Annotated in this window: 17 protein-coding genes; 5 read left to right on the top strand and 12 right to left on the bottom strand. The window is 54.4% G+C overall.

Annotated features, from left to right (window positions below):
• Positions 1-17 precede the first annotated feature (17 nt).
• On the top strand, positions 18-533 hold the full coding sequence (locus tag FHW74_RS01475; protein ID WP_183168816.1) for a fimbrial protein: 516 nt from the start codon (positions 18-20) through the stop codon (positions 531-533).
• Between the two features lie 13 nt (positions 534-546).
• Positions 547-1080, top strand: a complete 534-nt coding sequence (locus FHW74_RS01470; protein WP_183168815.1) for a fimbrial protein — start codon at positions 547-549, stop codon at positions 1078-1080.
• Here FHW74_RS01470 and FHW74_RS01465 read toward each other — a convergent pair whose 3' ends face one another.
• The 10 genes from FHW74_RS01465 to rluE all read right to left on the bottom strand — a co-directional run bounded on the left by FHW74_RS01465 (position 1081) and on the right by rluE (position 10640).
• Complete coding sequence (locus FHW74_RS01465) at positions 1081-1725, bottom strand: helix-turn-helix domain-containing protein (RefSeq protein ID WP_183168814.1); 645 nt, start codon at positions 1723-1725, stop codon at positions 1081-1083.
• 99 nt (positions 1726-1824) lie between these two features.
• Positions 1825-2946 (bottom strand): cupin domain-containing protein, encoded by a 1122-nt coding sequence (locus FHW74_RS01460; protein ID WP_183168813.1) that lies wholly within the window; start codon positions 2944-2946, stop codon positions 1825-1827.
• A gap of 64 nt (positions 2947-3010) precedes the next feature.
• Positions 3011-4498: a two-component system sensor histidine kinase PhoQ gene (phoQ, locus tag FHW74_RS01455; RefSeq protein ID WP_183168812.1), complete on the bottom strand. Its 1488-nt coding sequence runs from the start codon at positions 4496-4498 to the stop codon at positions 3011-3013.
• Positions 4495-5169: a two-component system response regulator PhoP gene (gene phoP / locus FHW74_RS01450; protein WP_183168811.1), complete on the bottom strand. Its 675-nt coding sequence runs from the start codon at positions 5167-5169 to the stop codon at positions 4495-4497. Before phoP ends, phoQ begins: the two co-directional genes overlap by 4 nt.
• A gap of 85 nt (positions 5170-5254) precedes the next feature.
• Positions 5255-6178: a haloacid dehalogenase-like hydrolase gene (locus FHW74_RS01445; RefSeq protein ID WP_183168810.1), complete on the bottom strand. Its 924-nt coding sequence runs from the start codon at positions 6176-6178 to the stop codon at positions 5255-5257.
• A gap of 100 nt (positions 6179-6278) precedes the next feature.
• On the bottom strand, positions 6279-7649 hold the full coding sequence (gene purB, locus FHW74_RS01440; RefSeq protein WP_183168809.1) for an adenylosuccinate lyase: 1371 nt from the start codon (positions 7647-7649) through the stop codon (positions 6279-6281).
• A gap of 17 nt (positions 7650-7666) precedes the next feature.
• Entirely contained in the window at positions 7667-8296 is a 630-nt protein-coding gene (gene hflD / locus FHW74_RS01435) for a high frequency lysogenization protein HflD (protein WP_183168808.1), read from the bottom strand.
• A gap of 61 nt (positions 8297-8357) precedes the next feature.
• A complete protein-coding gene (gene mnmA / locus FHW74_RS01430) occupies positions 8358-9464 on the bottom strand; it encodes a tRNA 2-thiouridine(34) synthase MnmA (protein ID WP_183168807.1) in 1107 nt (368 codons plus the stop codon).
• 54 nt (positions 9465-9518) lie between these two features.
• The gene (locus FHW74_RS01425; protein WP_183168806.1) at positions 9519-9977 is read right to left on the bottom strand and encodes an NUDIX hydrolase; all 459 of its coding nucleotides are present in this window, start codon (positions 9975-9977) and stop codon (positions 9519-9521) included.
• A gap of 9 nt (positions 9978-9986) precedes the next feature.
• A complete protein-coding gene (gene rluE / locus FHW74_RS01420) occupies positions 9987-10640 on the bottom strand; it encodes a 23S rRNA pseudouridine(2457) synthase RluE (RefSeq protein ID WP_183168805.1) in 654 nt (217 codons plus the stop codon).
• Between the two features lie 116 nt (positions 10641-10756).
• On the opposite strand from rluE, the gene icd reads away from it, so the two are divergent.
• Positions 10757-12007: an NADP-dependent isocitrate dehydrogenase gene (gene icd, locus FHW74_RS01415; protein ID WP_183168804.1), complete on the top strand. Its 1251-nt coding sequence runs from the start codon at positions 10757-10759 to the stop codon at positions 12005-12007.
• 50 nt (positions 12008-12057) lie between these two features.
• Here the strand turns inward: icd and FHW74_RS01410 are convergent, their stop codons facing one another.
• Complete coding sequence (locus FHW74_RS01410) at positions 12058-12321, bottom strand: hypothetical protein (protein WP_183168803.1); 264 nt, start codon at positions 12319-12321, stop codon at positions 12058-12060.
• A gap of 85 nt (positions 12322-12406) precedes the next feature.
• On the opposite strand from FHW74_RS01410, the gene FHW74_RS01405 reads away from it, so the two are divergent.
• Positions 12407-12658 (top strand): hypothetical protein, encoded by a 252-nt coding sequence (locus FHW74_RS01405; protein WP_183168802.1) that lies wholly within the window; start codon positions 12407-12409, stop codon positions 12656-12658.
• A 78-nt stretch (positions 12659-12736) separates the two neighbouring features.
• On the opposite strand, the gene FHW74_RS01400 is transcribed toward FHW74_RS01405, so the two are convergent.
• A complete protein-coding gene (locus tag FHW74_RS01400; RefSeq protein WP_183168801.1) occupies positions 12737-12976 on the bottom strand; it encodes a DinI family protein in 240 nt (79 codons plus the stop codon).
• 671 nt (positions 12977-13647) lie between these two features.
• Between FHW74_RS01400 and FHW74_RS01395 the strand changes: the two genes are divergently transcribed.
• A complete protein-coding gene (locus tag FHW74_RS01395) occupies positions 13648-14904 on the top strand; it encodes an MFS transporter (protein ID WP_183168800.1) in 1257 nt (418 codons plus the stop codon).
• The last annotated feature ends 19 nt before the right edge of the window (positions 14905-14923 follow it).

Genomic DNA, 14923 nt, shown 5'->3' with positions numbered 1-14923 from the left:
CTGGCTGGAGGCTGGATATGAAACGATCAGGTCAGGCCGGATTATTTCTGTTGTGCATGATTATTTATTATCCGTGCGTGGCGGAACTCTCCGATTCTAAAACTTTCACTTTACAGGGGCGGGTTATCGCGTCGCCCTGCATGGTTGAGCAACCGACAATTAACGTTAATCTGGGCAATGATATCAAAATGAGCGACCTGGCGACGGCGGGGTCGTTTAGCGACTGGGTTGCGTTTGATATTCGGATTTATAACTGCCCAATCCAGTATACCCTGGCAACGATTACCTTTAACGGTACGTCCGATTCCACGGACCCTGATTTTCGCTATCAGAACAGCGGCACCGCGACCAATGTGGCGGTGGAACTGCGAGCAACCGACGGCACGCCGCTGGGCAACGGTAAATCGATGACCGGTATCATCGCTAATCAGGAATTTACCTGGAATTTGCATACCCGTATCTGGACGGAAACCGGCTATGTCAGGCCGGGTACGGTTTCTGCGGTAGTCAGCGCTACGCTGACCTATCAATAGCTGGGATAAATCAATGAAACTCATTGCTAATCTATTGCTTACGCTATTTTGTCTGTCTGCGTCCCTGGCGATACCGGCTCAGGCGGCGGATGTCACGATTAACATCAATGGGACTATCACGCCGACGCCCTGTGAAATGTCCGGCGGTACAAGCATGGATGTCGATTTAGGCAAATCCGAAGTGGTTCCCGGATTTCTGCCCTTTTTTTATTCTAATCAGGTGCCATTTACGGTGGTGTTTATTAATTGTCCCGTCGCCTACGACATGGTCAATGTCAGAATGGAAGGTGATTGGGGAGTTTCGGATGGACGGCTTAAAAATACCGGTACTGCAAAGAATGTGGCGGTGGATGTTTATTATAGCCGGCGTGACGGCGGAACTGAAGGCGCATTTGCCTGCGCAAAGTATTCGCCTGATTGCAATTTCAATATTGATAAAACTAACGGGACGGTCACCATAAATTATTATGCCTTTATGGCAAGCGACACCCAAATCACAGCGGGAACGGTGAGCGCTCAAATGGTATTAACGCTGACATATCAATAACTAATACTTTTCTGGCAGGTTGTTGACTTTAATCAGGACCCCGCGTTCGGTTTCTATATAATTGCCATTCTTTAATTCACGCAGTATACGCATGATGTTACTGCGCGACAGTTTTGCGTATTTTTGAATGTAACTCGCCAGCGGCAGTTGACGCCGAATATCTTCCGGCAGTTGCATCAGTTCAAGAATTAAATTGCGGATGATGGTATAGGAATCATGGCCGGTCAGCCGGTTGTCGCGCTTAAGAATATAAAAAAGATGATATGACAGAACGCGAGTGATCTCCATCCACAGGTTATTCTGGTTTATCAAATCAAACGCGGCGCTGGCCGGAATACAGCCGACCCGGCAGGGTAAATCCGCACGGTAAGTATACTGACCGAGCGGATGAAAATTCCTGATGATCCCCAGTACCGCTTTCTGCGTGGTATGGCCGAGATAAAGCTCATCCTCATCGCGGATTAATGACAGCCGCCCCTCATAGAAAAGATAAATAAAACCGCTCATTTCCGACTCGGTCAGCCGTTGCCCTTTTGCGAGGGTAAACGCATTCACATGGGGATCCAGCATGGCAAACAGCGTTTCAATGGCCTCGGAGGGACGGGCAATAACGTGAGAAGTCGGAGCAAGCGATTCATTGTTCATAGCTCAGCCCTGAGAAAAAGAGATGACTAAAGTTTAGACGCAGCGGGGTGAATTGCCTGGGGAAACGCTCTGCGCCGGGGGACGCAGAGCGGGTAGATATTAATCGGTAAAATACCAGTAACCGCTGTTGACCAGCGCTGCCAGCATCGCCAGGAAAGACGGATCTTCCAGCGCGTCACCCAGCTTATCAGCGGTGACGACGATGTTATTCGCCAGCGCGTTCAGGGCCGGGCGATGAGGGCTGTTAATCTTCTCACCGTTAACAAACACCTCTTCGCCGATGCGCAGCACTCGCAGGCCGCCGAGGCGCACCAGCGAATCGCCCTGTTTCAGCGCGTCGTACACTTCGTCCGGCTGATAGGGCGGTTCTGCCGGGCTTACGTCCAGCTCGTGGCGCGACTGGGTAATAAACTCGCCGAACCATTGGTTAAAGTGCTCCGGCTGGTTGATGAGACCAAGCATCATCTCGCGCAGCTTATCCAGCTCCTGCGGCTGAATATCCGCCGGATACTGGCGCGTCGGCACATCCGGATCGGTATAACGCTGGCTACCGAGCTCGCGTTGCAGAACGTAATCGGCAAAACTGCTGATCAACTCACGGCCGCTCGGGGCGCGGAACCCCACCGAGTAGTTCATGGAGTTTTCCAGCGAATAGCCTTCGTGCGGGAACCCCGGCGGGATGTACAGAATGTCGCCCGGCTCCAGCTCTTCATCAATGATCGCCTCAAACGGGTCGACCTGAAGCAGATCAGGATGCGGGCAGTGCTGCTTGAGTGGCGTTTTTTCGCCCACGCGCCAGCGGCGGCGGCCCACGCCCTGGATAATAAACACATCGTACTGGTCAAGATGCGGGCCAACGCCGCCGCCTGGCACCGAGAAGGAGATCATCAGATCGTCGGTGCGCCAGTCGGGCAGGGCGCGGAACGGGCGCATCAGCGCCGCGGTGGGTTCATGCCAGTGGTTGACGGCCTGTACCAGCAGCGACCAGTTGCTTTCGCCCAGGTGATCGTAGCTTTCAAAAGGACCGTGGCTGACCTGCCATTTCCCGTCAAGATGGCTGACCAGCCGGCTATCCACTTCGTTTTCCATGGCCAGACCCGCCAGTTCGTCCGGGGAGAGGGGGTCGATAAAATTTTTAAAGCCGCGTTTCAACACTACCGGGCGTTTTTGCCAGTGGTGCTGAATAAAATCGGGCCAGTTTAAATCAAGTTGATAGTCCATATTATTTTCCGTCGGCATAGAACCTTAGCGGAGTATAACTCGGGGCATCACCTCTGCATGACCTTTATGGCGTTTTTTGCGCGTTACCGCCGCTCTCTGCGCTATTTATGTCCTGCCGGGCAAAAATCACCTCCATACGCGCGCCGCCGAGCAGGCTTTCACCGGGAACAATCTGGCCGCCGTACTGCTCAACGATCTCCCGCGCGACCGACAATCCCACACCCTGGCCGGGACGCAACGTGTCTACCCGCTGCCCGCGATCGAAGATCAGCGAGCGCTTGCTGAGCGGGATGCCGGGGCCGTCGTCGTCCACAAACAGATGCAGCGCGTCGTCGGTTTGCCGGGTGGTGATCTCGACAAACTCCAGGCAGTATTTGCAGGCGTTATCCAGCACGTTGCCCATCACTTCCATAAAGTCATTCTGCTCGCCCATAAACATGGTTTCCGGGGAGATATCCAGCGTGATGGTCACCCCCTTGCGCTGATACACCTTATTCAGTGCCGATGTCAGGCTATCCAGCAGCGGAGCCACGGGGTGCAGTTCGCGGCTCATCAGCACGTTGCCGCCGCGCATACTGGCGCGGTGCAGGTAATAGCCGATTTGCTGGGAAATCCGGCTGATCTGCTCCAGCATCACCGGCTCCGCCTGGCTGACGGTCATTTTATCGGTACGCAGCGATCGCAGGGTGCTTTGCAGCACCGCCAACGGCGTTTTCAGGCTGTGGGTGAGATCGGTGAGGGTGGTGCGGTATTTATCGTAGCGCTCGCGCTCGCTGGTCAACAGGCGGTTAAGGTTGGTGACCAGGCTGGTGAGTTCACGGGTGGTCTCCGGGTTAAGATGCTCCCGGTGATGCTCTTCCAGCTCGCGCACTTCGCGGGCCAGCGACTGAATAGGCCGCAGGCTCCACCACGCCGCCAGCCACAGCAGCGGGATCACCAGCAGCAGGTTGGCGATCAACACATAGATAAACCAGCTCCACACCATATACGAACGCTTGAGTTCGATAGGAATGGTATCGACCACCACAATGGTCAGCGCGGGCATCAGTTCCGTCGCCGGGTACTGGTTTACCGCCACCGAGTGGGTCATTTCATAGTTATCTTCGTCGTCACGAAATTCGCGCAGCTGTTTTTGTAACGACAGGTCAGTGCCCAGCAGCGCGCTACTGGCGGAAAAATCGGTTTCCAGCTCATGAAAGCCGTTTGCGGTCAGCCATTCCGGGCGGATGGCTTTGACTAACAGCGGCACGTCGCGCTGCGCCCACAGCAGATGGCCGCGTTCGTCATAAATCATTGCCATCGTCGGGCTTTGCAGATTGAGGTTTTCCGGGATCTCAACGCTGATTTTGCCGTTATCCCACTTCGCCAGGGTATAAAAGAGATTGCTTTCGCCGCGCAGCAGCCGGAAGGTGGTTTTATCAAAGCTGACGCTGTAACCCACCAGCGCCACCATGCCGTAAGCCAGCGACAGCACCAGCACCACGGCGGCGGTCGCCAGCAGGAAGCGCACCCGCAGCGATAACGGGAAAAGGTGCCTCACGAGTTTTTTCATGGACGCAGATCGAAGCGGTAACCCTGGCCGCGCACGGTGGTGATGACATCCACCGGATGTTCGGCGAGGATTTTTTTGCGCAGACGGCCCATGAGCACATCAATGGTGTGGCTCTCGCGCAGCTCCGCATCGGGGTAAAGTTGCAGCATCAGCGAATCCTTACTGACGACTTTACCGTTATTGCGGATCAGGGTTTCCATAATGGTGTATTCAAATGCGGTGAGCTTCACCGGGATCTCATTGATAGAAAACTCCCGGCGCGACAGGTCGAGCTGAAACGGCGGCATGGAGATGACCTGTGAAGCGAGGCCGCTGTTGCGCCGTAGCAGTACCTGAATACGCGCCACCACCTCTTCGATATGAAAGGGCTTGGTGACATAGTCATCCGCCCCCGCGCCCAGCACTTCGACTTTATCCTGCCAGCCTTCGCGCGCCGTCAGCACCAGTACCGGGATGGTTACCTCATGGCCGCGCCAGCGGCGGATCAGCGATAATCCATCTTCGTCCGGCAGGCCGAGATCGACAATGGCGATGTCAGGCACATGCTCATTGAGAAAATAGTCCGCTTCTTTGGCATCCTCGGCGGAATCGACCTGATGCCCCAGTTCCGTTAACTGCACCTTGAGATGGTGACGCAGCAGGGCATTATCTTCGACAACCAGTACGCGCATGTTTAACCCTCATCAGGAATCTGTTTCATAGTGTAACGCCAATTATCGGCAGCGGGTGTTAAACCAGGTTTAAACACTCTGATTGCTAACGGTTAATTGAGCGCGCCATACGGCTGTAGGTGTGACGAACGCCGCGAATGGCGACGCTGTAGGTGAAAATATTCTCCGGCAGCGCCAGCCCGGCATAACCGGTATCGCCAATATGATGAATATCGGCACCGGCCATCTTACTCATTAGCGCCATTTGCCGAATTGTTTCCCGGTCAGCGCCTTCCTGGGAGGTGCCGATGGCGGTCATCGCCAGCGCGCCACGCTGGTGGGTAAAGTCGATCAGCGCGGCGACGCGCTCAACGGTCATGCCCGGAATGGTGCCGGGCGCCGGGACCAGCACCACGTCGGCGCCGTTATCGACGAACAGCGCGATATCCTGCTCGGTCAGCAGCGCGCTGCCGCTCTCCCGAACAATGCCCGCGCCGTGCATTTTACCGGTGATCAGCACCAGTTTATCGCCGACTTCTGCGCGGATCAGATTCAGCGATTCGGCAATCGCCTGATTGCTGACGCCGTTATTGGGGTTACCGGTCAGCACCACAATACGCGCGCCCATCTCATACAGCTTACGGGCATTGTCAGCGGTCGCCGCGCGGCCTGGCGTCATCTGCCAGAACTCATCGTGCTGGCTGGCATGGGCCGGATCCACTGCCTCCAGATTCACGCCAATCACGCGTCCGGTTAAGCGCTGCAACTCGCGCAATGTCTCCTGCGGGTCAATGCCGGCAGGCAGGCCGTTAATCACCGGCGCAGAGACGTCAAACAGATTGAGCAGCAGGATATCCGCCCCCTGGCTGGCGGCGAGCTCGGCATTGGTGATGTTATTCAGTAGCGGGGGGATTGCGCCGATGCACTCACTGACCAGAATACGGCCTTCACTGGCGCGGATGGCGTAAATCAAATCGTCTTTTTCAATGTTCGCCAGTTCCGAGGCACTGCAATCAAGATAGCGTTTCATCTTTTTCTCCTGTGGTTTTCTTTACGCTACCCCAGCCGCGAATTACAGGCAAAAAAAACGCCGCCCGAAGGCGGCGTAACGCGCAAATTTTTGCTAAGCCTTATTTCAGCTCGTCCACCATATCTACCGCGCGGCCAATATAGTTCGCCGGGGTCATGGCTTTCAGACGGGTTTTCTCATGTTCCGGCAGCGCCAGTCCGTCGATAAACTGTTTCATGCCTTCGGCATCCACGCGCTTACCGCGGGTCAGCTCTTTGAGTTTTTCGTACGGTTTTTCGATGCCGTAACGGCGCATCACGGTCTGGATCGGCTCTGCCAGTACTTCCCAGTTGTGGTCCAGTTCGTCCAGCAGGCGATCCGCGTTGACTTCCAGTTTGCTGACGCCCTTCAGGGTGGACTGATAAGCAATCAGCGCATAGCCGAGACCCACGCCCAGGTTGCGTAGCACGGTGGAATCGGTCAGGTCGCGCTGCCAGCGGGACACCGGCAGTTTGCTCGCCAGGTGCTGCAATACCGCGTTAGACAAGCCCAGGTTGCCTTCGGAGTTTTCGAAGTCAATCGGGTTCACTTTATGCGGCATGGTGGATGAGCCGATTTCACCGGCGATGGTTTTCTGTTTGAAGTGGTTCAGGGCGATGTAGCCCCACACATCGCGGTCAAAGTCGATCAGGATGGTGTTGAAACGCGCCACACAGTCAAACAGCTCGGCGATGTAGTCGTGCGGTTCAATCTGGGTGGTGTAGGGGTTCCACTGAATACCCAGTGAGGTCACAAACTCTTCGCTGAACGCATGCCAGTCCACTTCCGGGTAGGCGGCAATGTGGGCGTTGTAGTTACCTACTGCGCCGTTGATTTTGCCAAGGATTTCCACCTGCTCGAGCTGGCGGTATTGGCGCTCCATACGGTACGCCACGTTGGCCATCTCTTTGCCCATGGTGGACGGCGTCGCCGGCTGGCCGTGGGTGCGCGACAGCAGCGGCAGATCGCGGTACTCGTGGGCCAGCGCTTTCACGGCGTCGATCACCTGACGCCAGTAAGGCAACAGCACATCCTGACGGGCGGTTTGCAGCATCAGCGCATGGGACAGGTTGTTGATGTCTTCAGAGGTGCAGGCGAAGTGAATAAATTCAGACACCGCGTGTAGCGCCGGGATATCCGCCACTTTCTCTTTCAGGAAATATTCCACCGCTTTCACATCGTGATTGGTGGTGCGTTCGATGGTTTTGATGCGCGCGGCATCGGCTTCATTAAACTGCGCCACGATCGCATCAAGGAAATCGTTTGCGTCTGCGTCAAAAGCAGGAACTTCCTTGATCGCTGCGTGCGCGGCCAATTTTTGCAGCCAACGTACTTCGACCTGTACGCGGAATTTCAGCAAACCGTACTCGCTGAAAATAGCGCGCAGAGCGCTGACTTTATCGCCGTAACGTCCATCAATCGGGGATACGGCGGTCAGGGAGGATAATTCCATCAGTGACTCCTGGGAGGTTAACAATGAGCAAGAATTTGTTTCGCCTGATGGGTCAGACGATTACGGGAAAACATTAATTGCAGGCGGCAACCGCCGACCTGGTGCCACAGCACTGCGGCGCGAATACCGGCCAGCAGCGCAGCGCGGACTTTGGCCTGCACCTGCGGGCTTTGCAGCACAGCAGGGGAGCCGGTGACCTGAATACGCGGACCCAGCGGGCTGACCACATCGACATAAATGCCCGCCATGGCGCTTAACAGGGTTTCCGATTCGAGATCGAAATGCTCCAGCTGGCGTTGCAGGCCATCTATGCGCTCGCCGAGGGTTTGCAGCGCCCCTTTGGCGGAATTGAGTTTGCGTTCCAGCACCATCAGGCTCAGGGTATAACGCGTCAGCTCAGCGTTAAGCCCCTGGCGGTTGTTGGCATTCAGCACGCCCAACAGGGTTTCCAGCCCCAGCTTCAGGTTCGCTTCGCTGCCGCCGAACACGCCCAGCGTGGAATCCGGGTTCAGGTCGATAACGCTGTTGAGCGACACGTGCATGGCGTCGCTGTCGCAATGGCCCTGATGCGCCAGTTGCTGCACCAGACGCGCCGACTGGCAGATGCCTGCCAGCGCCAGGGTGATGTCGTAATAGTTCTTCGCCACGTTAAACCACTCCTTGTATACCCTGTGTCTTCAATATGGCAGCGTGATCGGCTGCATCCAATTAAACCGGCAACGGCAAGCGTTGCTCAATGATCCCGCCGCCGAGGCAGATTTCGTTCTGGTAAAAGACCGCTGACTGGCCCGGTGTGACCGCCGCGACCGGTTCGTCGAAACGCACTTCAATACGGTCATCGTCCAGCGGGACAATAGTGCAGGGGATATCGGTCTGGCGGTAACGGGTTTTCACCGTACAGCGCACGGTTTCACGAACCGGCTCGCGATCCACCCAGTGCAGTTGCTGGGCGATCAGGCCAACCGACATCAAACGCGGATGGTCATGCCCCTGGGCGACGATCAGAATATTGTTGGCAACGTCTTTGTCCACCACGTACCACGGATCTTCGCTGCCCTCTTTGGTGCCGCCGATGCCTAAGCCTTTGCGTTGGCCCAGGGTGTGGTACATCAGGCCCTGATGTTCGCCAATCTCATCGCCGTCAACGGTGATGATTTTACCCGGCTGGGCAGGGAGGTAGCGGCCTAAAAACTCGCGGAATTTGCGCTCGCCAATAAAGCAGATGCCCGTGGAGTCTTTTTTCTTCGCGGTGATCAGATCGAGTTCTTCGGCAATGCGGCGCACTTCCGGTTTTTCCAGTTCGCCTACCGGGAACAGGCTCTGGGCGATTTGCTCGTGGCCCAGGGTGTACAGGAAATAGCTCTGGTCTTTATTGCCGTCGACGCCGCGCAGCAAACGGCTTTCGCCGTCGATATCGGCACGGCGCACGTAGTGGCCGGTGGCGATGTAATCCGCGCCGAGATCTTCGGCGGCGAATTCCAGAAAGGCTTTAAATTTGATTTCTTTATTGCACAGGATATCCGGGTTCGGCGTGCGGCCCGCTTTATATTCAGCGAGGAAATGCTCGAACACGTTATCCCAGTATTCCGCGGCGAAATTCACGGTATGTAGCACAATGCCGAGCTTATCGCACACGGCCTGGGCATCCGCTAAATCGGCGGCTGCGGTGCAGTACTCCTCGCCGTCGTCCTCTTCCCAGTTCTTCATGAACAGGCCTTCTACGCGATAACCCTGCTTCAGCAGCAGGTAAGCAGAAACCGAGGAATCGACACCGCCGGACATCCCGACGATCACTTTTTTTGGGCTTTCAGACATGGAAGTACTCACAACAGAAATCTAAGGCGGCGTATTCTAGCACGCAGTTGCGGCTTAGGCATCCCTTGTAAACGGCCAGTTAAAATCGCCCACCACCTCAAGCGGGTAGCGCACGCCAGTCTGGTAGCTGCGAATGCTTTCTGCCACCAGCGGCGAGCGCAAATGGGTGGCATTGAGGATTTCTCCGGCGCTCACCCAGACGCAGCGCTCAATATCGCTGTCATGGGGGGTAGTCGGTAACGGCTCATCCAGATCGATGGCGAACAGAAAACGCAGGAATGGCGTCTTGTCCGGGGCTATCCATTGATGCAGACGCACAAAGGTTTGCGGTTGCGCGCTGATGCCGGTCTCTTCCCACAACTCGCGCGCGGCGGCTTCCACCAGCGTTTCATCCGCTTCCAGATGCCCGGCGGGCTGGTTCCACGTCACCTTACCGTTGACGGTTTCCTCAACCACTAAAAACTTCCCCTGCGCCTGTACTACACAGGCGACCGTGACATGCGGTTTAAACATGGTGACTCCTTATAACGTAATGGACCGCCACTCGCCGTTGGCGAGATTATCAAGCGTGTACTCGCCCATAGCATAGCGAATCAGGCGCAGAGTAGGGTGACCCACATGCGCAGTCATGCGCCGCACCTGGCGGTTGCGGCCTTCATAAAGGGTGATTTTCAACCAGCGGGTGGGTATGGATTTGCGCTCGCGAATGGGTGGGTTACGCGGCCACAACCACTCGGGCTCCTCGACCAGCTCCACGCCAGCGGGCAGCGTCGGGCCGTCGTTAAGCGTGACGCCGTGGCGCAACGCGTCAATTGCCGCAGCGTCCGGTTCGCCTTCGACCTGCACATAATAAATTTTCCCGGTGCGCTTGCCGGGCTGGGTGAGTTGCGCCTGTAACGCGCCATCGTTGGTCAACACCAGCAGGCCTTCGCTGTCGCGATCGAGACGGCCTGCGGCATAGACGCCCTGCACCGGAATATAATCCTTCAGCGTGCGGCGTCCGGCTTCATCGGTAAACTGCGGCAGCACATCGTAAGGTTTGTTAAACAGGATCAGCTGCTTCGGCCCGGAGGATTTGGGTTTACGTGATGTCTTGCGCGGGCTGAATCGCTCAAGCTGGTGATTTGTATAAGAAGTTTTCGGCATAGTGTTTTCAGACGTGACAGATTCGCGCATTATAACGGAATCATAAGGGCATAGCATGGGACAAAACATTCAGGTAGTATTGACCCGCTCATTACAAATCATTAACAAAAATGCGTATCCACCCTAAGCGCTCGAAGGAGAGGTGAATGGAAAGCAAAGTAGTTGTTCCGGCCGAAGGTAAAAAGATCACGGTAGAAAACGGCAAACTGTCTGTGCCTGCTAACCCAATTATCCCGTTCATTGAAGGTGATGGTATTGGTGTTGACGTGACCCCGGCGATGCTGAAAGTGGTCGATGCCGCTGTTGAGAAAGCTTACAAAGGCGAGCGAAAAATTTCCTGGATGGAAATCTACACCGGTGAGAAATCCACCCAGCTTTATGGCCAGGACGTCTGGCTGCCGAAAGAAACTCTCGATCTGATCCGTGAATACCGTGTGGCGATTAAAGGCCCGCTGACCACGCCGGTTGGCGGTGGCATCCGTTCGTTGAACGTGGCCCTGCGTCAGGAGCTGGATCTGTATGTGTGCCTGCGCCCGGTGCGTTACTACCAGGGCACCCCGAGCCCGGTGAAACACCCGGAACTGACCGATATGGTGATCTTCCGTGAAAACTCTGAAGACATCTACGCCGGTATCGAGTGGAAAGCCGACAGCGCTGAAGCCGATAAAGTGATCAAATTCCTGCGCGATGAAATGGGCGTGAAGAAAATTCGCTTCCCGGAGCATTGCGGCATTGGTATCAAACCGTGCTCTGAAGAAGGCACCAAACGTCTGGTTCGCGCGGCCATCGAGTACGCCATCACCAACGAACGTGAATCCGTGACCCTGGTTCACAAAGGCAACATCATGAAGTTCACCGAAGGCGCGTTTAAAGACTGGGGCTACCAGCTGGCGCGTGAAGAGTTCGGCGGCGAACTGATCGACGGCGGCCCGTGGGTGAAAATCAAGAACCCGAACACCGGCAAAGACATTATCGTCAAAGACGTGATTGCCGATGCGTTCCTGCAGCAGATCCTGCTGCGTCCGGCTGAGTATGACGTGATTGCCTGTATGAACCTGAACGGCGACTACATCTCCGATGCTCTGGCAGCGCAGGTTGGCGGTATCGGTATCGCGCCAGGCGCCAACATTGGCGACGAGTGCGCCCTGTTCGAAGCCACCCACGGCACCGCGCCGAAGTACGCAGGCCAGGATAAAGTGAACCCGGGTTCTATCATCCTGTCCGCTGAAATGATGCTGCGTCATATGGAATGGTTCGAAGCCGCAGACCTGATCGTTAAAGGCATGGAAGGCGCGATTAACGCCAAAACCGTGACTTACGATTTCGAACGTCTGATGGAAGGCGCTAAGCTGCTGAAATGTTCAGAGTTTGGTGACGCCATCATCGCCAACATGTAATCAGCGTAAACTGATGCCAATAAACGGGAGCCTGAGTGCTCCCGTTTTTTTTATTCATCGTCTTCAATCGGATAACCTGCCCGGCGAATGGCTTCTTTGCAGTCATTCACGCCAGCCGCATAGCCCGCTTCGATTTCACATACCGGGCTGGCGCTGCATACCGGCAAACGGATCTGCGCCGTTAACTGCTCTGCCAGCATGGCTATCTGTCGCCTGGCCTGCAACAGTTCTTGCGCGATGCAGGCGCACTCGTTCGAAAGCGCGGTATCTCCTGCCGCCAGCGCCGTTAATCGTTCTTGCGTGATGTGATTCATGCCAACCGCCCGGGTTATTTCTCATTGAGAGTCATCATAGCGTCGGGGTAGAGTAGTGGGGATACCCCCTAAGGAGTTGTTGGCTATGGCGATTTATTTCTTCTATTCAAAAGCGGGCAACGTGATTGCCGTGGAGAAAGGCGCGTTAATTCACGAACAATGGCTGAAACAGGGGTATCAAAAAGAATTTGAGGAAGTAGAGGCGGCAACCTCACAAGCCGCGTTAGCACGCTTTCATGATATTCGCGCCGAACAGGAGAAAAACCTGTGGGCCTTTACCACCGGTCCGATACTCTTTTCTTTGCTTGCCCTGCTGGCGTATTTATTTTTTACGTAAAGTAAATTTCTCTATTACGTCAATACCCGGCGGGTCTGCGCTACGGTTACTGTTCCGCAAACCCGCTTCACGGCGTGACTACTCCGCCACCAGCCACATGTCCGATTCGTCAAACATCTCTTCCAGCATACGGTTTAGCTTCTCGCGATCGTTTTTGCTGGCGTCGCTGTTAAGCCCATTGGCCTGCATCGGTTTAACTCTGACTTCCGCGTCGGGAAAAATTTTGTGTACGCGCCGCGTCAACTCTTCAAGGATGATCTCTCTCGCGCCAGGTAAGCCCGCCACGTTGCGCTTGTCGTAAACCAGTTCGACGAACATAACTACCTCTGAATTACTGTGTGTTTGTACAGTATGTTAACTGTTAAACCTGTTGGTGACAACAGGTGACCGCCTGCAATGATTCTCACCCGAAATCCTGCTCGATTCAGAAACGGAATTCCATTATGAGACATTTTCCCTGAACCGGCAGTGGTGCCGATGAAAAGTCCCGTCTGGCAAGAATACAGCGTCGATCTCCTTTCCAGCTGCAGTATGTGCGCTAATTCATTTTATGAATGTTTTTATAAAAACATTTACGCTGTCAATTTTACTGACTTTTATTTTATCAATATATTGTTTTGTTATTTTTGAAATATTGTTTTTGCTTTGCTCGTCACAAAAAGGAAAACCTGGATGGTTAGTATTTTATTGGTTTATTCAGCACGTGTTACGAACGCTTGATTTAAATGGCAAGTGCAGGGAGGTGTTTGTGAAATAGTTGTTCAATGGTAATGAAGAGGGTAATACCCTGGCTGATCATAGCTTCATTATGATGAATTGTAACGACTCACTCCATGAAATATCTCTTTGTTTTTTGTATGAGAAAGGCGGCGCGTTGCGCAATGGATATCGATTTATGAATATTTATTAATGAATATTTATTTATGAATATTGATAGCACCTCATGCGTAATGCCCTGACGAAATTTTTCCTGTCATATGAGAGCATCTATGAAGATTAAAAATTTAAGATGGTACATCATCATTTTGGTGATGTTAGGGACTATTACTAATTATCTGGCAAGAAGCACGCTTGGCGTCGCCGCGCCAGAAATGATGAAAACGTTGGGTTTATCCAGTGAGCAATATGGCTGGATTGTTGCGGTATTTCCTTTCACCTACGCAATCGGCGGGATCGCCTGCGGATTTATTATTGATAAGCTGGGACTTCGCCTTAGTTTTTCCCTGCTGGCGGCACTCTGGTCCCTTTTTAATATGCTGACCGCGCTGTGCAGCAGCTGGTTGCCGATGGCCTGGTTGCGTGGGGGTCTGGGGGTAACGGAAGCCGCGTTTAACCCGGCCGGGATGAAAGTGACCGCAGAGTGGTTTCCCGCCAAAGAACGGGGGCTTGCATGCGGTGTCTACAGCCTGGGTACCTCAGTGGGCGCAATGCTGGCTCCTCCGCTGGTCGTCTGGGCAATCACCTACTACAACTGGGAAATGTCGTTTGTGGTTACCGGGGCGATTGGCCTTATCTGGGCTGTAGTGTGGTTTCTGTTCTACCGCGCCCCTGAACAGCACAGTATGTATGTTAAGTCAGAACATTCCGCTGTGCTGGCCGATCAGATTCAGGTGGTAAAGGAAAAAGCCTCTCTGGCATCCATTATCAAAGATTGCAATTTGTGGGCGATTTCTCTGCCGCGTTTTATGGCAGATCCGGCCTGGGGAACACTCCATTACTGGATGCCGCTTTACCTGGTTACCGTTCGTCATATGGATATGGCGCATATTGCTATGTTCGCATGGTTGCCATTCCTGACGGCTGATTTCGGCTGCGTCTTCGCCGGGTTCCTGTCCCGCTTTCTGGTCAGCCGTGGCGTTTGCACGCTGAATGCCAAACGTATCACGTTCAGCTTTGCCGCTATCCTGATGTTGTCGATGGCGGGGGTCGGCTTTGTGACAAATGTCTATGTTGCACTGACGCTGTTTTGTGTGGCCGGTTTTGCGCATCAATGTCTGTCGATCACCGTTATCAGCATGTCCTCTGATCTGTTCCCCAAAGAGAAAGTGGGGACGGCAACCGGGTTTGCGGGTTTTTCCGGCAGCATGGGTAATTTCTTCTTCAGTATGTTCCTGGGCTCAATGGTGACCGTGATGGGTTACAACTCCTTTTTTGTGGGTCTGGGCGTATTTGACCTGATTGGCGCGCTGTTTTTGTGGGCATTAATTAAATCACCGGATAAAAACAACCAGCCAGTGACGGCTTAATTCTCTCTTTCAGGAAAGG

Origin of the sequence: Atlantibacter sp. RC6 (genome assembly GCF_014193285.1) — a bacterium.
Classification (GTDB): Bacteria; Pseudomonadota; Gammaproteobacteria; order Enterobacterales; family Enterobacteriaceae; genus Atlantibacter.
This window is presented reverse-complemented; position numbering and strand designations above follow the sequence as displayed.